Raw genomic sequence first — 25,777 nt, forward strand, 5'->3', positions numbered from 1 at the left:
TGCATTGCACAAAAATTATGCGTGCGCCTGCGCTAATGAACAATCTTTGGCTTGCTCGCCCAGCAGGCCAGCGCGCCGACGATTGCGGCATGCCGTTGATCTCATTGATGTTTGTCAGCCATTCCGAAACTGGCACGGTTCCTGCTTTGCAATAGGCAGACTCTTCTCGGGGTCACGGAATAGGCGTCCAATGGCGGGCGCTACAGGCAAAGCTGCCGCTCAGGTCAACACGCGATCCCGGATGGACGGACGCGCGCGGCCTGGCCGGCGGCTTTTTTGTTTTGACCGAACACGCAATCGACGGCGCTGATCCCAAGCAGTGCCCAACGGGAGACGACGATGACGAAACGCATCAAAACCCAATCCGCCCTCAAGGGCGTCACCCGCCGCGATTTCCTGATGATGAGCGCGGCCACCGCGGCAACGCTGGCGGCGGCGCGCGCGCTGCTGCCGTCCGGCGCCTATGCGGCGACGGCAGCTCCGGAAGTCACCGGCGCCAAGCTCGGCTTTATCGCGCTGACCGATGCAGCGCCGCTGATGATCGCCAAGGAGAAGGGCCTGTTCGAAAAATTCGGCATGCCCGATGTCGAGGTGCTCAAGCAGGCCTCCTGGGGCGCGACGCGCGACAATCTGATGCTCGGCGGCGAAGCCAACGGCATCGACGGCGCCCATATCCTGACGCCGATGCCTTACCTGATGCACACCGGCAAGGTGACGCAGAACAACCAGCCGATGCCGATGGCGCTCGTGGCGCGGCTGAACTACGACTGCCAGGCGATTTCCGTCGCGCAGGAATATGCCGGCACCGGCGTCGGCCTCGATGCCTCCAAGCTGAAGGACGCCTTCGCCGCCAAAAAGGCCGAAGGCAAGGAGGTGAAGGCCGCCATGACCTTCCCGGGCGGCACCCATGATCTCTGGTTGCGCTACTGGCTGGCCGCCGGCGGCATCGATCCCGACAAGGACGTCTCGACTATCGTTGTGCCGCCGCCGCAGATGGTCGCCAACATGAAGGTCGGCAACATGGACGTGTTCTGCGTCGGCGAGCCATGGAACGAGCAGCTCGTCCACCAGGGCGTCGGCTTCACCGCGGCCACAACAGGCGAGCTCTGGAAAGGCCATCCGGAAAAGGCGCTCGGTTTGCGCGCCGCCTTCATCGACAAGAACCCGAACGCCACCAAGGCGATCCTGATGGCCGTCATGGAAGCCCAGCAATGGTGCGAAGCCATGGAAAACAAGGACGAGATGGCGGCCATCATCGGCAAGCGGCAATGGATGAACGTGCCGACCGCCGACATCATCGGGCGCCTCAAGGGCGACATCAACTACGGCAATGGCCGCGTTGCCACCGGCACCGACCTCTACATGAAGTTCTGGAAGGGTGGCGTGTCCTACCCTTTCAAGAGCCACGACAGCTGGTTCCTCGCCGAGAACATCCGCTGGGGCAAATTCGCGGCGACCACCGACATCAAGGCGCTGGTCGATCAGGTCAACCGCGAAGATCTGTGGCGCGAGGCGGCCAAGGACCTCGGCGTCGCGGCGGCCGATATCCCGGCCTCTTCGTCGCGCGGCGTGGAGACCTTCTTCGACGGCAAGATCTTCGATCCGGCCAACCCGTCCGCCTATCTCGACAGCCTCAAGATCAAGGCATCGGCCTGACGTCGACGGCAAGCGGCGCCGTTGGCGCCGCCTGTCACTCCACGTTCTCAGGGAGCTTTTTGCGAAATGTCTATCCAAACCATCGAGGACAGCAAGGTGAAGGCGTTCCCCACGCCTGCCAAGCCCGCAGAGGTTATAGCTTTCACCGCCAAGGTGAGGCGCCGCTTCGATCCCGCCGCGATCGCTGGCAAACTGGCGAGCACGCTGGTGCCGCCGGCAGTCGTTATCGCCGTCATGCTGGTCATCTGGCAGATCGCCTGCTCGTCGCCCAATGCCAGCTTGCCGCCACCGAGCCAGGTCTGGAACGAGGCCTACGATCTGATCGCCCATCCGTTCTTCGACTATGGTCCGCAGGATATCGGACTGGCCTGGCGAGTGCTGATCTCGCTGCAGCGGGTCGCCATCGGCTTCGGCCTGGCTGCAATCGTCGGCGTCGCGCTCGGCGCTCTAGTCGGCCAGTCGATCTGGGCGATGCGCGGCCTCGACCCTGTGTTCCAGATTCTGCGCACCGTGCCGCCGCTCGCTTGGCTGCCGCTGTCACTGGCTGCCTTCCGCGATTCCAGCCCGTCGGCGATCTTCGTCATCTTCATCACCTCGATCTGGCCGGTGATCATCAACACCGCCGTCGGCGTCCGCAACATTCCAGAGGATTACCGCAACGTCTCCCGAATCCTCAGGCTCAACCAGCTCGAATTCTTCGTGAAGATCATGGTGCCGGCCGCGGCACCTTACATCTTCACCGGCCTGCGCATCGGCATCGGCCTGTCCTGGCTTGCCATCGTCGCGGCCGAAATGCTGACAGGCGGCGTCGGTATCGGCTTCTTCATCTGGGATGCCTGGAATTCGTCGCGGCTGCCCGACATCATCGTCGCGCTCGCCTATATCGGCGTCACCGGTTTTTGCCTCGACCGCCTGGTCGCGGCGGTCGGCGCCTTCGTCACCCGCGGCACAACGGCAAAGTGAGGAGAGAGCGATGACGGCCTACCTGAAACTCGACCATATCGACAAATCCTTCGCCCGCGGCGGCCAGGTCAGCGAGGTGCTGAAGGACATTCGGCTGACCATAGACAAGGGCGAATTCGTCTCGATCATCGGCCATTCCGGCTGTGGCAAGTCGACCTTGCTCAACCTGATCGCCGGGTTGACGAGAGTGTCCGCCGGCGCGGTCCTGCTCGAAGACAAGGAGGTCGACAGCCCCGGTCCCGAGCGCGCCGTGGTGTTCCAGAACCACAGCCTGCTGCCGTGGCTCACCGTCTACGAAAACATCAACCTGGCGGTGTCGAAGGTGTTCGGCAGCACCAGGACCCGGGCCGAGCGGCATGACTGGATCATGCGCAATCTCGACCTCGTGCAGATGGCGCATGCCAGGGACAAGCGTCCGGCTGAGATTTCGGGCGGCATGAAGCAGCGCGTCGGCATCGCCCGCGCGCTGGCCATGGAGCCGAAGATCCTGCTGCTCGATGAGCCGTTCGGCGCGCTCGACGCGCTGACACGCGCCCATCTGCAGGACGCAGTGATGGATATCCATTCCCGGCTTGGCTCGACGACGATCATGATCACCCATGACGTCGACGAGGCGGTGCTGTTGTCCGACCGCATTGTCATGATGACCAACGGCCCGGCGGCAACCATCGGCGAGGTGCTTCCCGTGCCGCTCGCCCGGCCGCGCCGGCGCATCGAGCTTTCCTCCGACCGGACCTTCCTGCGCTGCCGCGAGGCGGTGCTGAAGTTCCTCTACGAACGCCACCGCTTCGTCGAAGCCGCGGAATAAGGCCATGACCGAAAAACGCGTCATCATCGACAATTGGCAATCTGCATCGGCAATGGGCAATCTATCGCATTGCACAAATATTATGCTGCTGCGCAAGGCATTCTGACTAATCTTTGATCCGATGCTGGGCTTGGTCAAAAATCGCTCGGCTGCGGTTCACATTGATTTCATTCGGTAATCTAGAGCGCTGTCGAATTGGCACGCTTCCTGCTTTTTAGAATGTAGGTCCGCAAGGGCCAAGTGACACGGCGTCCAATGGCGGGCGCCACAGGCAAAGCTGCCGCTCAGGTCATACGCGATCCCGGATAGACGGACGCGCGAAGACCTGGCCGGCGGCTTTTTTGTTTTTACGCGATCGACGGCGCTGGTCCCAAGCGGCGCCCAACCGGAGACGACGATGACGAAACGGATCGGAACTGGCGCGTCCCTCGCGGACTTCACGCGCCGCGATTTTCTGGCCAGCAGCGCGCTGACGGCGGCGCTGTTCACCGCCGCGCTCCTGCTGTTTCCCGTCGGCGCAAAGACGGAAAGCAAAGACCCGACCGTGGCGAGCCCGGTCTCGTTGCACGCGCCGATGCCGCGCCGCTGATCATTCACCCACAAACATCCGCGGTGCCTCCCACGCCGCAAGCCGGAGCCAGACATTGACCGCAAATCTCCCAGCCGCGCCCAGCCAGGACAGTGCTCCCCAGCAGGCGCTTGTGATGTCCACCATCGCCTTCACCGTCTGCTTCGCGGTGTGGACGATCTTTTCAATCATCGGCGTGCGTATAAAGCAGGACCTTGGGTTGAACGAGACGGAGTTCGGCCTGCTGGTCGGCACGCCGATCCTCACCGGTTCGCTCGTGCGCATGGTGCTCGGTGTCTGGACCGACCGTTTTGGCGGACGGCTGGTATACACCGCGACCATGCTTGCGGCGGCGGTCGCTACCTTCCTGCTCGCTTTTGCGCACACCTACGGACAGATGCTGGTCGCCGCGCTAGGCGTTGGGCTCGCCGGCGGTTCCTTCGCCGTCGGTGTCGCCTATGTCTCGCGTTTCTTTCCGGCCGGCAGGCAGGGCACGGCGCTTGGCATTTTCGGTGTCGGCAATGTCGGCGCCGCAGTCACCAAGTTCCTGGCACCGTTCGTGCTTCTCTCCTGGGGCTGGCAGTCGGTCGCGCTAATCTGGGCGGCAGCACTCGTCGTCATGGCCGCCGTCTTCTGGTTCACGACCGGCGACGATCCGGTCATCCGCGAGCGCCGTGCCTGCAAGGCAGCGCCCGCGAGAAGCTTCTTGCAGGAATTCGCGCCGCTCAAGAATCTGCAGGTCTGGCGCTTCGCCTTCTATTATTTCTTCGCCTTCGGTGCATTCGTCGCGCTGTCGCTGTGGCTGCCCCGCTACCTGATCGGCGTCTACGGCTTCGGGCTTGCGACCGCCGGCATGATCGGCGCGGCCTATTCAATTCCGGCAAGTATTTTCCGCGCCTATGGTGGCGTGCTTTCCGACCGGATCGGCGCCCGCACCGTGCTCTACTGGACCTTCGCTGTCAGTGCCGGCGCGACTCTCGTTCTGTCTCTCCCCTCGGCAGACTACGTCGTGCATGGCATCAGCGGGCCGATCGCCTTCCATTTCGAGATCGGCCCGCTCACCTTCATAGCCGTTGCCTGCGTGCTCGGCTTCTTCATGAGCCTTGGCAAGGCCGCCGTCTACAAGCACATCCCGGCTTACTACCCGCAGAGTGTCGGCGCGGTCGGCGGCGTTGTCGGCATGATTGGCGGGCTCGGCGGCTTTATCCTGCCAATCGCCTTCGGCGCGCTCAACGACCTCACCGGCGTCTGGTCGAGCTGCTTCATGCTGCTCTTCGTCATCGTCGCCACCTGCTTTGCCTGGATGCATTTTTCCATCCGGCGGATGGAGCGCACGGCGTCTGCCGAAGCTTCAGGCCTTTCCTACGCGGCTGAGTGAGACCGGAGTGGATCAGGATATGACCGAAAAACTCGTCATCATCGGCAACGGCATGGCCCCCGGGCGCATGCTGGAGCATCTCCTGGAAAAGGCGCCTGGGCGCTACCAGGTCACCATCTTCAACGCCGAGCCGCGCGTGAACTACGACCGCATCATGCTGTCGCCGGTTCTGTCGGGCGAGAAGGCCTATGAGGAGATCATCATCCATGGCGACGGCTGGTACATCAAGCACGGCATCACCCTCTACAAGGGCCACAAGATCGTCGCCATCGACCGGCAGGCAAAGACAGTCACCTCCGATCATGGCGTGACCGAGCCCTACGACAAGCTGGTCATCGCCACCGGCTCGGTGCCGTTTATCATCCCGGTGCCCGGCCACGATCTGCCGGGCGTGCTCACCTATCGCGATCTGGACGACGTCCGGGCCATGATGCTTGCCGCCCAGTCGCGGGCCAAGGCTGTGGTCATTGGCGGCGGCCTGCTCGGGCTGGAGGCCGCGGCCGGCCTCAACGCGCAAGGCATGGACGTCACCGTGCTGCACGTCATGCCGACGCTGATGGAGCGCCAGCTCGATCCCGCCGCCGGCTATCTCCTGCAACGCGCGGTTGAAGAACGCGGCATCAAGGTCATCACCAAGGCCAACACCCAGGCGATCACGGGCAACGGCAAGGTCGAGCAGGTGGAACTTGCCGACGGAACCATCATCCCGGCGACGCTGGTGGTCATGGCGGTCGGCATCCGGCCGAACGCCGCAATCGCCAAGGCAGCCGGCATTGCCGTCAATCGCGGCATCGTCGTCGATGCCGGCATGCGCAGCAACGATCCCGACATCTATGCGCTCGGTGAGTGCGCCGAGGTCAGTGGCCAGGTCTACGGGCTGGTCGCGCCGCTCTATGAGATGGCGCGCGTCACTGCCAGCCAACTCGCCGGCGACGAGGCTGCTGCCTTCGTCCATTCGGACACGCCGACCAAGCTCAAGGTCACCGGCATCGAGCTGTTCTCGCTCGGCGATTTCGCCGAGGGCGACGACCGCCAGGAAATCGTGCTGCGCGATGCTTCGGCCGGTGTCTACAAGCGGCTGGTGCTTAGGGATGACCGCATCATCGGCACCGTGCTCTATGGCGAGACGGCCGACGGCGCCTGGTTCAACGACCTCAAGAAGAAGCAGACCGACATATCGGAAATGCGTGACACGCTTATCTTCGGCCAGTCATACCAAGGAGGCGCCTCCCTGGACCCTATGGCGGCCGTTGCAGCCTTGCCGGATGATGCGGAAATCTGCGGCTGCAACGGCGTTTGCAAGGGAAAGATCACCGGCGCGATCACGGCCAAGGGCCTGACCTCGCTAGACGACGTGCGTGCCCACACCAAGGCGTCCGCTTCCTGCGGCTCCTGTACCGGGCTGGTCGAAAAGTTGATGGTGCTGACCATCGGCGACAAATACAATCCGGCGGCTGTGCAGCCGATGTGCGGCTGCACCACGCTCGGCCACGACGAAGTCCGCCGGCTGATCAAGGCCAAGGGCCTGAAGACCATCCCCGCCGTCATGCAGGAGCTGGAATGGACCACTTCCTGCGGCTGCGCCAAATGCCGGCCGGCGCTCAACTACTATCTGGTCTGCGACTGGCCGGACGAGTATGCCGACGACTACCAGTCGCGCTTCATCAACGAGCGCGTCCACGCCAACATCCAGAAGGACGGCACCTATTCGGTGGTGCCGCGCATGTGGGGCGGCGTCACCAATGCCGCCGAACTGCGCGCCATCGCCGACGTCGTCGACAAGTTCGAGATCCCGATGGTCAAGGTCACCGGCGGACAGCGCATCGACATGCTCGGCATCCGCAAGGAAGACCTGCCCGCGGTGTGGGCCGATCTCGGCCAGGCTGGCTTCGTCTCCGGCCACGCCTATGCCAAAGGGTTGCGCACGGTGAAAACCTGCGTTGGTTCGGACTGGTGCCGCTTCGGCACGCAGGATTCGACGGGGTTCGGTGTCCGCATCGAGAAATTCATGTGGGGCTCGTGGACGCCCGCCAAGGTCAAGATGGCGGTCTCGGGCTGCCCGAGGAACTGCGCGGAAGCAACCTGCAAGGATGTCGGCGTGATCTGCGTCGATTCAGGCTACGAGATCCATTTCGCCGGGGCCGCCGGCCTCGACATCAAGGGCACAGAGGTGCTCGGCCTGGTCAAGACCGAGGACGAGGCGCTGGAGCATATCGTGGCGCTGACGCAGATGTATCGCGAGCAGGGCCGCTATCTCGAGCGCATCTACAAATGGGCCAAGCGCATCGGCATCGCCGAGATCAAGCGCCAGATCATGGACGATGGCGAGAAGCGCAAGGCCTATTTCGACCGCTTCGTCTTTTCGCAGAAATTCGCGCAGGTCGATCCGTGGTCGGAACGCGTCTCCGGCAAGGACAAGCACGAGTTCCGGCCGATGGCTTCGGTCGGCTTCGCGCAGGCGGCGGAGTGATCATGATGAACTGGATATCAATCGGCTCGATATCAGACATTCCGCGCCGCGGCGCGCGCTGCGTCGCCACGCCTCAAGGTAAGATCGCGGTCTTCCGCACGGCAGAGGACCAGGTCTTCGCCATCGAAGATCATTGCCCGCACAAGGGCGGGCCGCTCAGCCAAGGCATCGTCCATGGCGCGGCGGTGACCTGTCCCTTGCACAATTGGGTGATTTCGCTAGAGACCGGCAAGGCGCTCGGCGCCGACGAAGGTGCGGTGCGCACCATTCCGGTGCGGATCGACGGCGAGCGTCTGTTCATTGCGCTAGAAGCGCTGGCCAGTCGCGCGGCCTGAGCATGAAGATCGACGAAGCGCGCGAGGTGAGGACCACCTGCCCCTATTGCGGGGTGGGCTGCGGCGTGCTGGCGAAGGTCGCTGCGGACGGTGAGGTGACCGTCCGCGGCGACCCCGACCATCCGGCCAATTTCGGCCGGCTTTGTTCCAAGGGCTCGGCGCTGGCCGAGACGATCGACCTCGACGGCAGGCTGCTCTATCCGGAGATCCACGGTCGCCGCACCGGTTGGGACGAAGCGCTCGACCTCGTCGCGTCGACCTTCTCGCACACCATTGCCGAGCACGGCCCCGATTCGGTCGCCTTCTACGTTTCCGGCCAGTTGTTGACCGAAGACTATTATGTCGCCAACAAGCTGATGAAAGGCTTCATCGGCTCGGCCAATATCGATACCAATTCGCGCCTGTGCATGGCCTCATCGGTTGCCGGCCACCGCCGCGCCTTCGGCTCCGACATGGTGCCGGGCAGTTATGAGGATCTGGAACTCGCCGACCTCATCGTGCTGGTCGGCTCCAATCTCGCCTGGTGCCATCCGGTGCTCTACCAGCGCATCGCCGCCGCCCGTGAAAAACGGCCCGAGATGAAAGTGGTGCTGATCGACCCGCGCCGCACCATGACATCGGATCTCGCCGACATGCATCTGGCGATCGCGCCGGATGGCGATGTCGCGCTGTTCACAGGGCTGCTCGCCTATCTCGGCCAGCATAACGCGCTCGACCGCACCTATATCACGGCGCACACGACCGGCTTCGGGCAAGCCCTTTTCGCCGCCTCGGCGCTCGACCTTGCCGGTATCGCCGCTGCCACGGGCTTGAGCGAGGACGAGCTTGGCCGCTTCTACAGCCTGTTTGCCGCGACTGACAAGACGGTGACCGTCTACAGCCAGGGCGTGAACCAGTCGTCCTCGGGCACCGACAAGGTCAACGCCATTATCAACTGTCATCTCGCCACCGGCCGCATCGGCAAGCCCGGCGCCGGGCCGTTTTCGGTGACCGGTCAGCCCAACGCCATGGGCGGTCGCGAGGTTGGCGGCATGGCCAACATGCTGGCTGCCCATATGGAGATCGAAAACCCCGAACATCGCGACCGCGTGCAGCGCTTCTGGGACGCGCCGACTGTGGCCGAAAAACCCGGCTTGAAGGCGGTCGAGATGTTTCAGGCTGTGGCCGACGGGCGCATCAAGGCGCTGTGGATCATGGCGACCAACCCCGTCGATTCGATGCCGGATGCCGATGCCGTCGAGGCGGCGATCAAGGCTTGCCCGTTTGTCGTGGTGTCGGATGTGCTGGCCAAGACCGACACGGTCCGCCACGCCCATGTCCGCCTGCCCGCCGCAGCATGGGGCGAGAAGGACGGCACCGTCACCAATTCTGAGCGCCGCATCTCGCGCCAGCGCGCCTTTTTGGCCACGCCCGGCCAGGCAAGAGCCGACTGGTGGATCGTCGCCGAAGTGGCCAAGCGGATGGGTTTTGGCGAAGCGTTTTCGCATGCGTCGCCAGGGGAGATTTTTGCTGAGCACGCCGCGCTGTCGGCATTCGAGAATGACGGCGCGCGCGATTTCGATATAGGCGCGTACGCCGGGACCGATGGAGAAGACTACGACGCGCTGGTGCCTTTCCAATGGCCAGCGCCGAGCCCAGGCACCCCCCTCTGGCCTGCCGGCCATCTCCCCCTCAAGGGGGGAGATCAGCCTGCTGCTCGGCTTTCGCCAGTCTCCAAGGTTGATGAGTGGGCGCAGCCGGCAAAACCGCCAATCTCCCCCCTTGAGGGGGAGATGGCCGGCAGGCCAGAGGGGGGTGTTCAAGCTGGACGTAGCTCACCCAGCACCCGCTTCTTCGCCAATGGCGGCTACTACACACCCGACCGCAAAGCGAAGTTCATCGCCGTCCGCCCGACAGCGCAAACCCGCACCAGCCCGGAGTATCCACTAATCCTCAACACCGGCCGCGTCCGCGACCACTGGCACACCATGACGCGGACTGGCAAGAGCCAGCGCCTGTCCCAGCACATGGCCGAGCCCTTCGTCGAAATCCACCCGGCGGATGCGCAGCACTTCGGCATCGGCGATGCCGACATCGTGCGCGTCTCGACTGCGCATGGCGAGGTGCTGGTTCGCGCGCTGGTGACAGCGCGGCAGCGGCCAGGCTCGGTCTTCGTGCCGATGCACTGGACGGACCAGTTCTCAGCGCGCGCTCGCGTCGATGCGCTGGTGGCGCCCATCACCGATGCTATTTCAGGCCAGCCGGCTTCGAAGAATGTTGCTGCCCGCGCGGAACGCTTCGCTGCTGCCGCCTTCGGCTTCGCCGTGTTTGCCGAACGGCCGGCCTCGATCGACGCTGATTATTGGAGCCTCGCCCGCTGCGCCGCCGGCTGGCGCCTCGAGCTTGCGCTGGAAGCCGGCCGGGACTGGCCGGCTTTCGCAGGCTCGCTTTTCGGGACGGACGCGCAAGGCGAGACGCTCGCCTATCATGACGTCACCGGCGGGAACTATCGCTTTGCCCGCTTCGCCGGCAGCCGGCTGGCTGGCGCGCTCTATCTTGCGCCCAAGCCGGTCGCGGTGTCGCGCAGCTGGGCGGTGGAGCAGTTGAGCGCGGACCATGCCGATCGGCGCGGGCGGCTGGCGATCGTCGCCGGGCGGCCGGGCGGCAATCGCGCCGACCGGGGCGCCATCGTATGCTCCTGCTTCGGAGTTGGCGCCAATCAGATCGCGGAAGCGGTGCGCGGCGGCTGCAGCAGCGTCGAAGCGATCGGCGCCACCCTGAATGCCGGCACCAATTGCGGCTCCTGCCGCGCCGAGATCAGGACCATCATCGAGGCGCGACGCCTTCAAGCGGCGGAGTGATTGCGTCGAGGAACTCTGTCACGCCGGGCCTCGACGCTTACCAGCAATTTACAAACCATGGGCTACGAACGTCCTTATTCGATTCGTTCCGAACAGGACCCTCATGAGCAAAGCCCTCACTTCATTCGCATTGGTCGCCATATTGACGGCTTTGCTAATGGCGCTCAGCCTGGCAGTGGCCCAGCATGGCTATCCCTATGGTGCGATCGGCGCAAAACGCCTGGACGACGTCGCCGATGCCGGGACGTTTATCCCGCTTGCATCGGTCTATTTCTTCAGCGCGCTGCTGATGATGATCCTGCCGATCAGGGCCGCCAGCGTCGTCCTGACGAACGCCGCGGATGCGATCTTCTGGACAGTCGTCGTGTTGTTCGCAGCCATCATTGGCTGCCTCGCCGCCAGATGGGCTTTCGATCGAAGCAATATCCTGCCTGCGCTGCTGAACTGGCGCTTTCTGTTTGTCGCAGCAGTCGTCGGCTGCCATCTCTTCATGAACGAGCTGCGCCGCAACATCCTGCTGAGAAGTCTGTTCTTTGTCGTCTTCGCCGCAGCGACGCTGGCCTGCCTGTTCTGGTCGTTCACCATCTGAGAAACCCGTGCAGGCGTTGGCTTGACGGCTCAGTTCTTGTCGACCGGCTTCGAACGCATCCGCGACACCGTCTCGCGTTCGGCCCGCTTCGAACGCATCGGCGGCAGGCCGCGGTCGATCAGATCCATGTCTTCCAGCACCATGTCGCCCATGCGCTTGAAGGCGATGTCGAGCGCGCCGGCCCGGTGGGCGGAGCGCAGGAAGCCGGGCAGCGTGCGCACGGGATGATCCTGCGCCAGCGGCTCTTCCGGAAACACGTCGCTGGCGGCGACGATATGACCGCTGCGAACGGCCTCCATCAGCGCCGGAAAATCGACCACGCCGGCACGGCTGAGCAGGATGAAGGCGGCTCCTTTGCGCATTCTGGCAAACGCTTCAGCGCCGAGAAAACCCTGGTTTTCGCTGGTCACCGAAGCGACGACGAAAACGAAATCGCTCTCCGACAGGACCGTGTCGAGCGACGCCGGCTCGACGCCGTTCTCTATCAGGATCGACGGCGGCAGCCACGGATCGAAAACCTTGGTCCGCGTGCGAAAGCCCGACAGCAGCCGGTTGAGCGCACGGCCGAGATCGCCGAAGCCGATGATGCCGACATCCGCGCCGGAAAGAAGTCGCGCCGTCCGGTTGCCGTCTCCGCCCCACAGCTCCTTGCCCTGCCGGAAGGCGAGATCGGCATCGACGATGTCGCGAGCGAGGTTGAGCGCCATGGCAAGGCCGAGCTCGGCAACGGGTTCGGCGAACACCAGGCCGGTGGTGACGACATGGATGCCGCGCGTAAACAGCGTCTCATACGGCATGTTGATGATGAGGTTGCTTTCGACATTGAAGACGCAGCGCAGCGCCGTCATTCTTTCCAGCGTCTCCGGCGCGATCGGCGGCTGGCCGACAATGTAGCGCGCCTCGGCGAGCACGTCGGCCGGCAGGGCGGCGACGCCTTCGGGCGACGTTTCGACGATACGGTATTTGGCACGGAATCTCGCCAGTGCCTCAGGTGTGAAAATCAGGTCGAGCGTGCGTGGCTCGGGCGCGCTGATCACCAGCGGCAACGCGCTGTCGGACATGGCAGTTCCTCCCGGCGCGATCCGCGTCGCACCACATTAGAATCAAATTTTGCCGCCGCGACACCTAAGCAGGCTTGCGGGGCTTCGCCATGCTTCACCTGCATAGGTTTTTGTTTGTCGCAGGTTTTTATCGGAAAACCGTGGGACACTTTTCCGAAACCTGCTTATCACATGCCTGTCGAGGAGGAGAACTTTGTCGCCGGCGGCCTTGCGGTGTGGCGGCCGGTGGTCCAGATAGACGGCAATCGAAGGACGACAAGGAAGATAGCGACATGATCCCGATTCGTAAGAACCTCATCGATGGCGAGTGGGTAGGCGATGCCGGCTCCCGCAACATCAACCCGTCCAATCTCGACGACGTGGTCGGCGAATATGCGTCGGGGGGCGCCGAGCAGGCCCGGCAGGCCATCGCGGCGGCGAAAGCGGCATTTCCGGCATGGTCGCGATCGGGTCTGCTGGCACGCCATGCGGTGCTGAGGAAGGCGTCGGATGAGATCACCGCGCGCAAAGATGAAATAGGCCGGGCGCTGGCGCGCGAAGAAGGCAAGACGCTGGTCGAGGGCGTTGGCGAGACCGTGCGCGCCGCCCAGATCTTCGATTTCTTTGCAGGTGAGGCGCTGCGCCTGTCGGGCGAGCAGGTTCCAAGCGTGCGGCCGGGCGTCGGTGTCGAGATCACGCGGGAGGCGGTCGGCGTCGTCGGCATCATCACGCCGTGGAATTTCCCGATCGCTATCCCGGCGTGGAAGATCGCACCAGCCCTGGCCTACGGCAACACCATCGTCTTCAAGCCGGCCGAGCTGGTTCCGGAGAGCGCCTGGACCATCGTCGACATCCTGCATCGCGCCGGCCTGCCGAAGGGTGTGCTCAATCTCGTCATGGGCAAGGGTTCGGTGGTCGGCCAGGCCATGCTCGACAGCCCTGACCTCAATGCCATCACTTTTACCGGCTCGGTCGGCACCGGCAAGCGCGTCGCTGCCGCCAGCGTCGAGCACATGCGCAAGTTCCAGCTCGAAATGGGTGGCAAGAACCCGCTTGTCGTGCTCGACGATGCAGATCTTGCCGTCGCCGTCGACTGCGCGATTAATGGCGCATACTTCTCGACCGGCCAGCGCTGCACGGCATCGTCCCGCCTGGTCGTGACGGACGGCATCCATGACCGCTTCGTCGACGCGATGAAAGATCGCCTGGCCAAGCTGGTCGTCGGCGACGCTCTCGATGCGAAAACCCAGATCGGACCGGTGGTCGACCAGAGCCAGTTGAAACAGGACGAAGACTATATCGCCATCGGCCGCCAGGAAGGCGCCGATCTGGCCTTCGGCGGCGAGCGGCTCGATCGCGAAACCCGGGGCTTCTACCTGCAACCGGCGCTGTTTACGCAAGCCACCAACGCCATGCGCATTTCACGCGAGGAGATCTTCGGACCGGTCGCCAACGTCATCCGCGTCAAGGACTATGACGAGGCGCTGGCGGTGGCCAATGACACGCCGTTCGGGCTGACGTCGGGCATCTGCACGTCGAGCCTCAAGCACGCCACACATTTCAAGCGCAATTCGGAGGCCGGCATGGTGATGGTCAATCTGCCGACGGCGGGCGTCGACTTCCATGTGCCTTTCGGCGGACGCAAGGGATCGAGCTACGGTCCGCGCGAGCAAGGCCGCTATGCGGCGGAGTTCTACACTACGGTGAAGACCGCCTATACGTTCGCCGGCTAATAAAGCCGGCAGAGCGGGTGCACGGGCGAGCATGCCCGTGCCCACGTTGCAACGGCGCTGATGCCTGGGCTAATGCTTGCAGATGGGCAGGTTTCGTCGGCTAAAGCTCTTGCAAAAGGCGGTTCATTCCGCCGCGCTGCCCTTTCTTCGCGTTCCGCCGCTGTTATGGTCTAAGGGCATCGGGCAGTTTTGCGATTTTGCCGGTCCACGCTGGTATCGATACGCACCGACCGAATCGGCACAGACGGAGGCCTTCTTCCGCAAGCACTATAGCGGTGCATATGGCGTGGTCTGGCTACGCCTGAGCACCCGGGCCAGGGAATTGCGTGTCTGCGATCTCGACACTTTCGTGGAAGTGGCCCTGCCGACCATCAAGGCGCCGTTCGCGCTGGTGACAACGGATGGCGATGCGTCGGTGCCGTCAAATCTCGCGAAAAATACCGTCGATCGGCTTCTCGCCAATCCTTTCCTGGTGTCCTGGTACAGCCAGAACTGCGTCGGCGATCACCCCAAGCTCAAACCTTTCCCGATCGGCCTCGATCTTCACACCATGCGTGGCTTTACCACGCCCGGACAGCTTGCGAGGCTTCTCGAAACCATTCGCCTTCGGCAGGACGCGCCGGACCGTCGCCCGCTCAGAATATTCTGTGATCTCAACTTGAGCAGGGGTCCCAGGGAGCGACGGGATCTGGTCGATGCCCTGAAGGGGTGCCCGCATGTTGATTTTCTTGACAGGCGGCTATCGCAGCACTCGATCTGGGAGCGCTATTCACAGTACCCGCTGGTCGTTTCGACGGCTGGAAGCGGCCTCGACTGCCACAGGACGTGGGAACTGCTGTATCTAGGCTGCATCGTGGTGACCAGGACGTCGCCGCTCGATCCTCTCTATGAAGGGCTGCCCGTCATCATAGTCGACGATTGGCGGCAGGTTCGGGACCCCGAAATGATGCGACAATGGGTCAGCCAGGTCGCGCATCTGACCGATCGCGATTACGTCTGGCAAAGGCTGCGGCCGCGAGCCTATCTGGAACCGATCCGGCAGGAGCTCGAACAGCGTCGATCGGCCTTAATCACCACGGAACGTGGAGTATCTCAAGCTTGGGGAGACCGACGGGCCTGATGCCCAGATCGTTGGCGAGGGCGCCAAAGCCTTCGGTTTCGATGAGATCGCGGTAGGGAATTTCCGGGAATCGAAGACCGCCACGATGCAAGGCGGCGTCGACAAGAAGCATGGTTCCGCCGACCCCATCGAGACCGATGCTTTCGAGATGCCGAACATCGCTAAGGTGAAGGCGGCCTATGGAATAGGCAGGCGGCTGGTAAAGGCCGCCGCGTATTTCACGATAGTAGCGATAGTTCTTTTCCGGCTGGGTGGTGACGAAACTGTTGAGGTCGAAGCTGTCGCCGCCGGCGATCTTCACGCAGTTGGGAACCGCGATCCGATGCCCGCTTCCGATCAGCCGATTCACGACATCGCTTGGAAATCGCCACACATCGATGTCGATCCACAGCGCCCAATCGTCGTCCGCATCCAGCCCATGATCGATCAGGTGGTTGCGCACCTTGGCAATGGCGCCCCGTCTCTCGCGTTGCTGTCGCGGTTTCGTTCGCTTCGCCCGATCGAGGCGCGTGCCCAGACGCTTTTGCAGCAGGACGACGCCACGATAGCTGCCGGCAAGCGGCGCCACTGCCGCCTGCAATCTTTCCCAGCTTCCGTCCGAACTGTCGCCCTCGCAGAAGACCAGCTTGATCCTGTCCTTAGGGTAGTCGAGCGCCTGCAGCGCATCGAGGAACGGCTGGATATGGTCGGCGGCATCGCGCAGCGGCACCAGAATGGCGAGATTCGGGCCTGACGGCGGCGATGCCGAAAGCGCCGCCTGGCTGACGCTCGCTTTCGCCGCGGCCTCGTCCAGATGTGCGCCGCGTGTCAGATGGTGCCACAGCCGGTAGGCGTGGTTGCGGACTTTGTCGCGCCGCCGCGTTGCCGGCCGCGCCGTCCACCATGTGCCCGCCCAGTGATGGATCGACAGCGTCAGCGCTCCGCTGCCGGCTGGCACGTCCGTGCGCCCGGCCGAGTCCACCGGCGTGAACAAGGAGGAGCCGTGTATGGCGAAGGCCGCCTGGTCGCCATAGCCGAGCTGCGCGGAGGTCAGCACACAGGGGCCTGTCGCGTCGAGCGCTTCCTTGGCATGGACCAGCCCCGGCAACAGCGACAAGACCTGCAGCCAGAAGGGATGCCGGGGCGGGCTCGCCATCGTGCCGTTGAACAGCAAATAGGGCAGGCCGCGAAACTTTGCCTGGACGAGCGCGTGCGTATCCGGTTCCTTACAGAGCACGATCCGATCCTCGTTCATGATCGGATCGAAAGCGGCGACGCATTCGCAGTCGATGTCGGCGTAGACGCCGCCAAAATGGTACAGGAGCAGATAGCGTGCCGCATCGGCGCGCAGCACACCATGTGAATAGCTGCAAAAGATCGACAGGAAATCCGGATAGTGCTCGGCGATGAACTCGAGCAGCCTCCGGTCGCTCCAGAACATCGTCGTCCAGCCGGGATGGTGCCGTTTCCAGCTTTCGACATACCCCTGGAAGCGGGCAGGGACGCTGTCGGTCTTCCACGTCTGGTGCAGGATGGGCGGGATCATCGGGGGCTCATCGATCGGTGATTGGAAAAAGCGTGGGTGTCATGTGCCGGCATCGTCCAGCCCAAAGCCGCCGCGGACGGCATTGCGGACGGCTTCAGGGCCGAACCTGGACCATGCCGCTTGATGCGCGCGAGCGCGCTGGCTCGCCATGCGCCTGCGGTCCAGACAAAGTTCGATGGCCATGTCGGCAAGCCTTTCATCCGAATCCGATAGAAGCACCTCTTCATTGTCGACCAGGTCCAGGCCCTCGACCGCCAGCGGCGTCGCAATCACCGGAATGCCCCAGGCCATTGCTTCGAGAGCCTTGATGCGCGTGCCGCCGCCTGCCGAAAGCGGGATGATGCTGAGATGCGCGCGCGACAGCAGTGGCCCCATATCGTCCGGATTTTCGACGAGGTCCACGCCTTGCAGTCCGGTCAGAGCTTTCACGGCCGGCTTGGGGTATCGGCCGGCGAGAACCAGTCTTGCGGTCGGCAGTCTTTGCCGGATGCGCGGCAGGATGGTGGCGGCCAGCCGCTCGGCGGCATCGATGTTTGGCTTGTATCCGAGATGCCCGACAAACAGGATCATCGGAAAGCCCCCGTCGGTCGCGGCCTCGACCGGCAGGTCGACGGGGCTGTCTTCGAAACGAGGGATGCCGTTCGGCACGATGTCGATCGGCACCTTGCGCGGCGAAAGTGCCGCTAGTCTTTCGTGGTCCTGCCTCGAGCAGACCCAGGCTCTGTCGACGATGGCGAGCGCCTTTCTTTCGAGGCGCCTGACGCCAAAGGCGGCGGCGATGGCAGGCACCGATCTTGCATCGTCGGCGCGATGCAACTGTCCCGCCAGGTCCGACTCGACATTGTGCATGTCGAGAATGAGCTGCCCGGCCAATGGCCGCAAGGGCCGCAGCAGTTTGAACAGCCCAATGCCCTCGACCACGATGCTGTCGGGGGAGAATTCGCGAACGATAGCCTCGAGACGCGCCAGCGCGGAGCGAGGAATTCGGTTCTCGGCACGGATCCTCCACCAGCCGATCGAAGCCGTGCGGGCTTCCCCCTCGATGGTCAAGGCAGCCGTTTGAATGCGGGGATCGGCCGGTTTCGACGGATCGGCCTGCGGCCGGATCGAGACAAGGCAGACTGGCCCGAATTCTGCTGCGGCCACGGCGTTGCGATGGTTCCTGAGATCCGCGCCCGAGGCTGGAGGGAAAGCCGGATCGTAGGACAGCACCAGCGTGCGCCGCTCTTTACCGTGGTGGGGGGTGGTAAACCTTGCATCCGGACTGCGTTTTTCAGTCATTGCTCCGAAGTGGATACGGGCGCTGTACTGCAATGCCTTCCAGCTCCGGCCGGATGCTTTGTGGGCGCGAACGGCCCGCATCATGCCCGCCGCGTCGGCGTATCTTTTGTGCTTGATGAGCTGCCGTGAAATCCGCTGCGCGATCCAGGACTTTCGCCATTGAAGGGCCTCCCGCTCGACGCCCGATCCAGCCAGCCGGTCCAGTTCGAGCGCAATGGCAAGAAACGTCCTGCGCGGCGCAAGAATGAAACGCTGCGCCATTCTCGTTTCGTCGTGATGGTAGAGCAGCACTGGAGCCGAGACGATCGCCACATCGAAGCGTGCGAGCAGCGCCACCCAGTAGCATGTGTCTTCGTCGAGGCCGATCGCTTCCGGAAAGCGGATCGTGGCCGTCGCCGATGTCGCGACCAGCGCGCTTCCCATGGCGATCGGCCAGAGCTCGTTGAGAAGATATCGCTTGGTGTTTTGGGCTCTGTCGCTGGTGTATCCGTGCGGGGTCTTGAGCTTGTCCGGCCGCCCGTTCGTGCGACGGATGCTGGCCCCGATCGACAGGCCAGCTTCGGGATTGCGCAGGAGCGCGTCATATAAAAGCGACAGGCCTCCCTCCATCAACTCGTCATCCGCATCGAGGAAGAATATGGATTTGCCCCTGGCCCGCGCAATTCCGACATTGCGCGCAGCACCGGCGCTGCCGAGGTTGACGCTGACGACCTCCAGCGGCAATCCGTATCGTTGCGCGCTTCCGATCGCGGCAGACGCGGTCTGATCGTCGGAACCGTCATCGACCAGAAGGATCTCGCCGATCAGATCTCTGTCTGAGATCAGGCTGCGCAGCGTCGCATCGATCGTCGCGGCAGCATTCCTTGCCGGGATGACGACCGTGACGTCCAATCGCGTTTCCTCTGATTTACTCACTGCCGCTCGAAAAAACCGCGGTTTCGCACACGATCATAATAATGCTTGAGCAGCGAGACCGGGCGCAACGAAAGACTGGCGAGGTTCTCGACCAGCTGCGGTTTGACATCGAACGGCGACTGGTTCTCCAACCAGCTATAGGAGGATCCGTCCTTCAGCACCGAGGGACTGCCGACCACGTAACCGCCAAGCGCCTTGGCATGGCCGACCCGACGCATGCCGAAATGCAGGCTGGATGACACGGTCGGTTCACGTGTCCTCAGATAGACGTGGAAGCCGTTGGGCGACCTTGCGACCGGTGTGTGCTTTGCAATTTCACCATGGATGCCGAACCAGCCGCGATATGCGGCGGCGTTGTCGAAATCCAGGATCAGCAGGTTGGAAAATCCTCCCAATATGCCGACATTTCCGGCGAAGTCTCGAAACCAGCGCTCGATGTCTCCGCCGGTCGGTGGTTTCTGCGACAGCTGGAACGCAATGGAACAGAAGGCGAGTTCCTTCAGATCCTTGCGCCGGGTCTGTAAATGCAGCGGATCATACCCCATGGCCTCGAGGTCGAGATGCTTGCCGCCGGCACGAAGCGGCAGGCATATGTAGCCCTGCGCCAGCAGCCGGACCGCATAGTCGGTCTTTATTTTAGGCAACATCCAGAAATGTTCCGCCCCGTGCAATTTCACTTCAATCTTCTTTAGCCGAATAGCACTTTCGTCAAGCGTTCGATGCGGCGCGGTCGCCTGGCGCCTGCCAGGTTGCGAGCGATCCCTGTTGAATCATCCGACATGGTGGCCGGCCTGGGCAGCGGCGGCGGGCTGCGACAGCCAGCCGCCGCTGAACCCGGCCTTGCTCAGGCCGCGACGGATATGCGGGCTCGACCGCATCAGGTCCCAGATCAGGCGCGAGCGGTGGTTTTCGATCATCAGCACGGCGATACCCTGGTCCAGTCCGTAATGCGCATCCGATATCCAGCCGCTCGGCCCGAACTTCCGCCGGTTCGCCAGCGTCGGGTTGAAGCCGCTCGGCATCCTGAAGCCGTCGATCACCTCAGGATGGCGTTCTCTGAGATGGCGCAGCGCCGGCAGGCAGATTTCCGGCGCGAAGGGCAGCGATGCCAGATACGACCACGGCGCTATCGTTCCGTCGTCGGGGCCGAACGGCGCGCCGCGCGCCGCATAGCCGGAAAATTTGCGCGGCCGCCGCTCGATCCGCGCGCGGAAGTTGCCGGGTCCGTCACCCGCCGAAAGGCCCCAAAGTCCTTCGCCGTAGCCGTCATAGCCGGAGGGGTTGTGCCGCGCATAGTCCCGGTGAAGGTAGGTCGCGCGGCGGCTGTTTTCGAAATAGTCCGAGTTCTTTTCCCGCATGAACGCATCCCGTATGCCGTCGAAGTCGATCCAGGCATGCGAGAACTGGTGCATGAACAGCGGGCCGCCATAGAGCACGTCGTAGCCGTAGATGTTTTCCCACTGATATGTCGCCGTCCAGCCGGCATAAATGTCGTCCGAGGCTGGCTTGTCGGGGGCGGCCATTGCCAGAACGTAGAGCACCGTCGCTTCATTGTAGCCTTCCCAGCCATAACGCAGAAAGCCACTCTTCGGCTTCCAGCCCTGCCGCAAGGTCGAATTGCTGGCTTGCGCCCATCGCCAGTCGACGCGCCGGTAGAGCACTTCCGCCAGTTCGCGGATTTCGGTTTCTTCGTCATTGTCGCCCGTGAAATAGGCGCCAGCCACGAGCACGCCGGCCATCAAAAGCGCCGTGTCCACCATCGACAATTCGCATCGCCAGGCGCGCAGGCCGGTCTGCATGTCGAGGAAATGGTAATAAAAACCCTTGTGGCCGGTGACGCCGTCGCCATTGCCTTGCCGGCTGTTCCAGAAGAAGCGCAGTGCGACAAGCGTCAGCCTCACGGCTGCGTCTCGCGTCATCCAGCCACGCTCGACCCCGACCGGATAGCAGGACAGGGCGAAGCCGACGACCGCAATGCTTGCCGGCCAATTTGGCCGCGACGTGTCGGCGACCAGCCCGTTCTCCGGGTTCACGGTTTCCAGGAAATAACCGAAGGCCGCGCGCTGGAAGCGGTCGAGCAGATCTTCATCGGACAGTGGAGGTTCGACCCTAAGCAAACGACGTGAACTCCAGTCGGCCGGCGGCAGATCGCGCCTGACGTGCTTCAATAGGTCGCCCGGCCGCCGGAGACGTCGAAGACGGCAGCCGTCGTGAAGGAGCATTCCTCGGAAGCGATCCATGAGATCAGTGCCGCCACCTCCTCGACCTCGCCAAACCGCGCCATCGGTATCTTCGACAGCATGAAGTCGATGTGCTGCTGGCTCATCTGCTGGAAAATCGCGGTGCGCACGGCCGCCGGCGTGACGCAGTTCACCGTCACCTTGGTCTTGGCCAGCTCCTTGCCCAGCGATTTGGTCAGGCCGATCACTGCCGCTTTTGACGTGCTGTAGGCTGAGGCATTCGGGTTTCCCTCCTTGCCGGCGATCGAGGCGATGTTGACGATCCTGCCGTAATTGCGCTCGAGCATATGCGGAACCAGCGCCTTGTTGCAGAAGAAGACGCCGTTGATGTTGATGTCGATGACCCGGCGCCAGTCCTCCACCGAATAGTCCCAGGTCGTCATGTTCGGTCCGGTGATGGCGGCGCTGGTGACCAGGATATCGACCGCGCCAAGGGCATCGATCGTCCGCCGGGCGGCCTGTTCGACCGCCACGGGATCGGCGACGTCGACAGTCACGCCATGCAAATCGGCAATGACAGCCTTGGCCTGCTCGATCTGGGTGGGTTCGCGATCCCAGACACAAACGCGTCCGCCCTCTTCAACGATTCTCTGCGCGACAGCCAGGCCGATGCCGGAGGCGCCACCGGTGATCACGGCCGATCGTCCGGCAAACCGTCCCGCAAAACTCATCGTCATGTGCTCATCCTCCCAATCGGCGGCAAATGTGAAGTCAGCGACGGAGAAGTTCAAGCCGGAGTCTGGAGCCTCCGAACAGCTTCGTGGTGGGCCAGGAGCAGGCGGTTGAGAAGCCCCTCCTGGCCGCTACCTCTCCATATAATACTGGGGCTGCGGTCGCGGCGAGGCGGCAGGGCCGTTCGAGCGGCTCCCATGCGCACAGTTCAAACGTTCTTGATCGACTTCCAATGGCTCAGCCGCTCTGCGATCAACTCCACGCGCCGCTGATTGTCACGCCCGTCCAGGATGCTTAAGTCCTCAGGATCGGCGCGCAGATAGACACCGGAGGTGCGCGCGTTCAGTTTTGGCGGTGTGTCGGCTCGTGTGGTGAAGTACCCGGACGCGCGATCGGCGGACTCCAGCCGGATCTCTCCTGTCCCGTACAACTGCGACGCGTTCGCGTCCAAGGGTCGTTCTCCATTCCAAAAGTAGAAGATGCCGGGAGGCTCCTTTCTCTCCTTTACCGCTTCGCTCCAGTATCTGGCTGACAGACTGCCATTCTCTTGCCATGAGCGGCCGGTTAGCTCCAGCGCGCCATCGCGGTCTCGCGAGATACGCAAGAGGCTCACGGCGGACGGCTCCTTTACGGTTCGTTCCGACAAGGAAAATTGCCACCAAAGGCCCTCTATCCGGGCAACGCGACTTTCATTCTCGATCGCATTCCGAAGCTTTTGGTTGATCGCCCTCATCTCCGCGCCGGTCGTCGCCTCGCCATACCTTACGGAGGTGAGGCCGAGGAGATCGCTTGGAAGCTTGGAGCCATTGGCATGGAGGATGAACGTCCGGCGCATTCCAAGGACTCCGCCGAAAAGGCCGGCCTCGAAAACCACATTGTCTCGTGGAGAAGCTTGAGCGGATGCCGCCGCAGACGATGCCGGCTGGCTCACACTGGTCCAATCGTCTTGAGCGAACACGAAAGCGGCGAAGTCGACTTCACGCGTAAGCTCGAGGAGGCGCCCCAGGGTGGTTGTCCCAGGATTGAAGGACGTCGTCCAGGGTTCCACATGCGCGATGTCTTCAAGACCGCGTGTCAGCGCCTGCAGCAGTTTCTTCTGCTTCCCCGACGAGCCCAGGAAGATTCGAGGTTTGTCCATCCGTTTGCTCCAACCCAGCAGATCGGGGGACCAGCGTCTGCCAATTATCCTGCGGTCATTGGTCTGATTGTCCCCGACATAGGGTACGCGGAGGGTCTCATTTATTGCAACGGATGCAATGAATGCCGGCTGCTATTTTTCGTCAGGTGCTGGAAGAAAAACAGTTCCGCGGTGGTGATGCCAAACCGCTCATAAATGCGGCGGCGATGTTCTTGACAGTGCCGACGGTGATGCTCAGCCGTTAGGCAATGTTTGCGGCCACAGCTGGCTGCGCGCTCGGTTCTTGCCCGGCCTATCGGTCTTTCACCGCTCGCCTTGGGCATCCTTATGGCTGTTTTTGCCTCATTTGGGTGACAGGCTGCGGGGGATGGGTTATATTGCACTGCACAACGGAAGCGCCCGCGCTTGGCGCGGCGGCAAATCGGCATTGAACTGCATGGACGGGAATCCGCTACCGAGATGAAGATTCCAAAATCTCTGTTGGTCGACCCGGAGAAGAACACGGCCTACGGTACATTTGCTGTTGCCATCTCCATTTGGGCGTTCTCCTACTCCTCCGTCTTCGGCCAGATCCTGATCCTGGCCTATTATGCGGTCTGGCTTCCCCTCATCCTGGTGGACTACCGGCGGCTGTTGCGACATGCCGCCAGCGCATGGCTCCCGCTGGCGTTTGGCATCTACGTCTGCCTGTCGGTGTTCTGGTCGGATGCTCCCGGCATCACGTTGAGGACGGCAGTCCAGTATTGCTCCCATATCGCCTGCGCCTACATCGCGGCGCGCACCGTCAGCGTCCGAACGTTGACGATAGGCTCGCTGATCGGGATTTTTCTCGTCCTGCTCTATTCGCTCATGGTCGGGGGTTATTCCTATGACGTTCTCGACGGGACGTACAATTTCGTCGGCGCATTCAGCTCCAAGAACCAGATCGGCTTTGTCGCATCGCTGGGTGTCTACTTCTGCGTTGTCTTCCTGGCTTTTCTCAGGCGCGGCCGAATAAGCCTTTTCTTGACGGCGCCCGTCGTCGCCCTGTCGGCCTATCTGCTGGTCATTGCGCATTCGGCCACCTCTATGGCTTCGATACCGGCAGTTCTCGCTCTGGTGGCTCTGCTTGCCATGGCCAAGAAGCTTTCGCTCCGCTATCGACGGGTGATTTTCCTGGTCGGCACATGCGGGCTGATCGCGGTCACCCTGGTTGCCTTTGCGGGACTTCTGGATTTCGTCCTTGGCGTCTTCGGAAAGGATTCCACGCTCACCGGACGGACTTATCTCTGGGAGCAGGGCTGGGAGGCGGCGCAGCAAGCGCCGATCCTCGGCGTCGGCTATGCGGGCTATTGGGTGCAGGGTTTTGCCGAGGCCGAGCGGCTTTGGAACGAATTCTACATCACAACCCGAAGCGGCTTCCACTTCCACAATACCTATATCGAAGCCCTCGTCGAGCTTGGCTATGTCGGGGCGACGCTGATTTCGCTGATCATCGTGCGCACGCTGTGGGGCCACATATCGGCGTTGATATTCAGGACGTGGCAAGCCGAGTCTGTGATTCTTGCCGGCGTGATGGTACTTCTGTTCATCCGGTCCTTCGTCGAGGTCGAGACCCTCAACCCCTACATCATGGGCTCCTTCCTCCTGTATTACAGCTACTTCAAGCTGGTGAGGGTGTTAGTCGCCCGTCCCCGGTGGACCGCGGCCAACCTCGCGGAACCAGAAACCGCAAGGGGCTAAGCAAAGCGCTAAATGTCACCTAGAGCAATTCCAGGAAAAGTGTGCAGCGGTTTTCCGTCCGGAATTGCGCGAAAACAAACAGCTCTACTTTTCGTCTATCAAAATGAGATCAAAAACGAATATAATCTTGGGGCGCCACTAGTTCGCGAATTATTCGGGCAGGATTTCCTGCAACCAAGCTTCGTGGCGGTGCACTTTTGGTGACCACAGAGCCGGCTCCAATTACGCTATGATCCCCGATTTCCACCCCAGGCAGGATTATTGAATTTCGGCCTATCCAAACATTATCACCAATTAGGACAGCTTTCGCTTTAACACCGGCACCATCTTCGACCTCATGATAGTTTGAGTCTTGGATTACAACCGAATCGCCAATAAGGCATCTTTTTCCGATGCTCACTGCGACTGATGCGTCGATCATGACTCCGCTGTTTATAAAAGATTTAGAGCCAATTGACAGGCTTGCGTTCCGGCGTGCATGAAACCAGGAACGTGACCCCAGCCCTCGAAACGAAACACGAGAGCCAAATCTAAAATTGCCTTTTCCTGCTATATGAGGCGAGACTCCAAGCACCGAGACTCGATCGGATATTTCGATACCCCTCATCACCCAAATGAATGTAATGATTGTGCCTTTAATATACCTTCTAGCACGATAGATATTCACTACGCTTCCCCCACGGATAGCCGCTCCTCGCCGAGGAGCGTGCATCTATGTGGACGGCCTTGGCGTGACGCTCCCTTTGAGCGTCAGCTGACCTCGGGGTATTCGATTTCTCGAAAC

General features: G+C 62.4%; 21 protein-coding genes. 13 read left to right on the plus strand and 8 right to left on the minus strand.

The annotated features are described in order from the left end of the window. Nucleotides 1-224: 224 nt before the first annotated feature. Nucleotides 225-353 (minus strand): hypothetical protein, encoded by a 129-nt coding sequence (locus tag EN885_RS34675; RefSeq protein WP_281035138.1) that lies wholly within the window; start codon nt 351-353, stop codon nt 225-227. Here EN885_RS34675 and EN885_RS14815 point away from each other — a divergent pair. From EN885_RS14815 to EN885_RS14855, 9 genes are all read left to right on the plus strand, one after another. Next, a complete protein-coding gene (locus tag EN885_RS14815) occupies nt 340-1,656 on the plus strand; it encodes a CmpA/NrtA family ABC transporter substrate-binding protein (RefSeq protein WP_128242337.1) in 1,317 nt (438 codons plus the stop codon). The genes EN885_RS34675 and EN885_RS14815 overlap by 14 nt on opposite strands. A 66-nt stretch (nt 1,657-1,722) precedes the next feature. After that, nucleotides 1,723-2,619: a nitrate ABC transporter permease gene (gene ntrB / locus EN885_RS14820; RefSeq protein ID WP_128242338.1), complete on the plus strand. Its 897-nt coding sequence runs from the start codon at nt 1,723-1,725 to the stop codon at nt 2,617-2,619. 10 nt (nt 2,620-2,629) lie between these two features. After that, nucleotides 2,630-3,427: an ABC transporter ATP-binding protein gene (locus tag EN885_RS14825; protein WP_095484335.1), complete on the plus strand. Its 798-nt coding sequence runs from the start codon at nt 2,630-2,632 to the stop codon at nt 3,425-3,427. A 397-nt stretch (nt 3,428-3,824) separates the two neighbouring features. Continuing rightward, a complete protein-coding gene (locus tag EN885_RS14830) occupies nt 3,825-4,016 on the plus strand; it encodes a hypothetical protein (protein ID WP_126103905.1) in 192 nt (63 codons plus the stop codon). A gap of 55 nt (nt 4,017-4,071) precedes the next feature. After that, on the plus strand, nt 4,072-5,373 hold the full coding sequence (locus EN885_RS14835) for a nitrate/nitrite transporter (protein WP_095484332.1): 1,302 nt from the start codon (nt 4,072-4,074) through the stop codon (nt 5,371-5,373). 19 nt (nt 5,374-5,392) lie between these two features. Beyond that, a complete protein-coding gene (nirB, locus tag EN885_RS14840; protein ID WP_095485046.1) occupies nt 5,393-7,843 on the plus strand; it encodes a nitrite reductase large subunit NirB in 2,451 nt (816 codons plus the stop codon). 5 nt (nt 7,844-7,848) lie between these two features. Further along, nucleotides 7,849-8,178 carry a nitrite reductase small subunit NirD gene (gene nirD, locus EN885_RS14845; protein WP_095485045.1) on the plus strand — a complete coding sequence of 110 codons (330 nt, stop codon included), beginning with the start codon at nt 7,849-7,851 and terminating at the stop codon, nt 8,176-8,178. Between the two features lie 2 nt (nt 8,179-8,180). After that, nucleotides 8,181-11,018: a nitrate reductase gene (locus EN885_RS14850; protein WP_128242339.1), complete on the plus strand. Its 2,838-nt coding sequence runs from the start codon at nt 8,181-8,183 to the stop codon at nt 11,016-11,018. A 103-nt stretch (nt 11,019-11,121) separates the two neighbouring features. After that, nucleotides 11,122-11,607, plus strand: coding sequence for a hypothetical protein (locus EN885_RS14855; protein WP_095484329.1), 486 nt, complete (start codon nt 11,122-11,124; stop codon nt 11,605-11,607). A 29-nt stretch (nt 11,608-11,636) separates the two neighbouring features. Here EN885_RS14855 and EN885_RS14860 read toward each other — a convergent pair whose 3' ends face one another. Continuing rightward, a complete protein-coding gene (locus EN885_RS14860; RefSeq protein WP_128242340.1) occupies nt 11,637-12,668 on the minus strand; it encodes a hydroxyacid dehydrogenase in 1,032 nt (343 codons plus the stop codon). A gap of 275 nt (nt 12,669-12,943) precedes the next feature. Between EN885_RS14860 and EN885_RS14865 the strand changes: the two genes are divergently transcribed. Then, entirely contained in the window at nt 12,944-14,380 is a 1,437-nt protein-coding gene (locus EN885_RS14865) for an aldehyde dehydrogenase family protein (protein WP_206616824.1), read from the plus strand. 109 nt (nt 14,381-14,489) lie between these two features. Continuing rightward, the gene (locus EN885_RS14870) at nt 14,490-15,500 is read left to right on the plus strand and encodes a hypothetical protein (protein WP_206616823.1); all 1,011 of its coding nucleotides are present in this window, start codon (nt 14,490-14,492) and stop codon (nt 15,498-15,500) included. On the opposite strand, the gene EN885_RS14875 is transcribed toward EN885_RS14870, so the two are convergent. The 6 genes from EN885_RS14875 to EN885_RS14900 form a co-directional block, all read right to left on the minus strand. Next, nucleotides 15,451-17,025, minus strand: a complete 1,575-nt coding sequence (locus EN885_RS14875; protein ID WP_128242342.1) for a glycosyltransferase — start codon at nt 17,023-17,025, stop codon at nt 15,451-15,453. The two genes, EN885_RS14870 and EN885_RS14875, sit on opposite strands and share 50 nt — an antisense overlap. A gap of 39 nt (nt 17,026-17,064) precedes the next feature. Continuing rightward, complete coding sequence (locus tag EN885_RS14880) at nt 17,065-19,197, minus strand: glycosyltransferase (RefSeq protein ID WP_245493079.1); 2,133 nt, start codon at nt 19,195-19,197, stop codon at nt 17,065-17,067. Nucleotides 19,198-19,217: 20 nt separating this feature from the next. After that, on the minus strand, nt 19,218-19,868 hold the full coding sequence (locus EN885_RS14885; RefSeq protein ID WP_245467849.1) for a bifunctional DNA primase/polymerase: 651 nt from the start codon (nt 19,866-19,868) through the stop codon (nt 19,218-19,220). A 123-nt stretch (nt 19,869-19,991) separates the two neighbouring features. Next, complete coding sequence (locus tag EN885_RS14890; RefSeq protein WP_128242373.1) at nt 19,992-21,338, minus strand: glucoamylase family protein; 1,347 nt, start codon at nt 21,336-21,338, stop codon at nt 19,992-19,994. A 47-nt stretch (nt 21,339-21,385) separates the two neighbouring features. Then, nucleotides 21,386-22,138: an SDR family NAD(P)-dependent oxidoreductase gene (locus EN885_RS14895; protein WP_128242344.1), complete on the minus strand. Its 753-nt coding sequence runs from the start codon at nt 22,136-22,138 to the stop codon at nt 21,386-21,388. Between the two features lie 203 nt (nt 22,139-22,341). Next, a complete protein-coding gene (locus EN885_RS14900) occupies nt 22,342-23,271 on the minus strand; it encodes a TIR domain-containing protein (RefSeq protein WP_128242345.1) in 930 nt (309 codons plus the stop codon). A 122-nt stretch (nt 23,272-23,393) separates the two neighbouring features. On the opposite strand from EN885_RS14900, the gene EN885_RS34680 reads away from it, so the two are divergent. Continuing rightward, a complete protein-coding gene (locus EN885_RS34680) occupies nt 23,394-23,516 on the plus strand; it encodes a hypothetical protein (RefSeq protein ID WP_281035139.1) in 123 nt (40 codons plus the stop codon). A 214-nt stretch (nt 23,517-23,730) separates the two neighbouring features. After that, a complete protein-coding gene (locus EN885_RS14905; protein WP_128242346.1) occupies nt 23,731-24,993 on the plus strand; it encodes an O-antigen ligase in 1,263 nt (420 codons plus the stop codon). The last annotated feature ends 784 nt before the right edge of the window (nt 24,994-25,777 follow it).

It is taken from the genome of Mesorhizobium sp. M6A.T.Cr.TU.014.01.1.1 (genome assembly GCF_004022765.1).
GTDB lineage: Bacteria > Pseudomonadota > Alphaproteobacteria > Rhizobiales > Rhizobiaceae > Mesorhizobium > Mesorhizobium mediterraneum.

Bases quoted from the DNA above. Each gene is read 5' to 3' on its own strand.
- EN885_RS34680 (WP_281035139.1), top strand. From the start codon at position 23,394: ATGCCGGCTGCTATTTTTCGTCAGGTGCTGGAAGAAAAACAGTTCCGC.
- EN885_RS14825 (WP_095484335.1), top strand. From the start codon at position 2,630: ATGACGGCCTACCTGAAACTCGACCATATCGACAAATCCTTCGCCCGC.
- EN885_RS14855 (WP_095484329.1), top strand. From the start codon at position 11,122: ATGAGCAAAGCCCTCACTTCATTCGCATTGGTCGCCATATTGACGGCT.
- EN885_RS14850 (WP_128242339.1), top strand. From the start codon at position 8,181: ATGAAGATCGACGAAGCGCGCGAGGTGAGGACCACCTGCCCCTATTGC.
- EN885_RS14895 (WP_128242344.1), bottom strand. From the start codon at position 22,138: ATGACGATGAGTTTTGCGGGACGGTTTGCCGGACGATCGGCCGTGATC.
- EN885_RS14905 (WP_128242346.1), top strand. From the start codon at position 23,731: ATGAAGATTCCAAAATCTCTGTTGGTCGACCCGGAGAAGAACACGGCC.
- EN885_RS14875 (WP_128242342.1), bottom strand. From the start codon at position 17,025: ATGATCCCGCCCATCCTGCACCAGACGTGGAAGACCGACAGCGTCCCT.
- EN885_RS14830 (WP_126103905.1), top strand. From the start codon at position 3,825: ATGACGAAACGGATCGGAACTGGCGCGTCCCTCGCGGACTTCACGCGC.
- EN885_RS14900 (WP_128242345.1), bottom strand. From the start codon at position 23,271: ATGGACAAACCTCGAATCTTCCTGGGCTCGTCGGGGAAGCAGAAGAAA.
- nirD (WP_095485045.1), top strand. From the start codon at position 7,849: ATGAACTGGATATCAATCGGCTCGATATCAGACATTCCGCGCCGCGGC.
- EN885_RS34675 (WP_281035138.1), bottom strand. From the start codon at position 353: ATGCGTTTCGTCATCGTCGTCTCCCGTTGGGCACTGCTTGGGATCAGC.
- nirB (WP_095485046.1), top strand. From the start codon at position 5,393: ATGACCGAAAAACTCGTCATCATCGGCAACGGCATGGCCCCCGGGCGC.
- EN885_RS14860 (WP_128242340.1), bottom strand. From the start codon at position 12,668: ATGTCCGACAGCGCGTTGCCGCTGGTGATCAGCGCGCCCGAGCCACGC.
- ntrB (WP_128242338.1), top strand. From the start codon at position 1,723: ATGTCTATCCAAACCATCGAGGACAGCAAGGTGAAGGCGTTCCCCACG.
- EN885_RS14885 (WP_245467849.1), bottom strand. From the start codon at position 19,868: ATGTTGCCTAAAATAAAGACCGACTATGCGGTCCGGCTGCTGGCGCAG.
- EN885_RS14815 (WP_128242337.1), top strand. From the start codon at position 340: ATGACGAAACGCATCAAAACCCAATCCGCCCTCAAGGGCGTCACCCGC.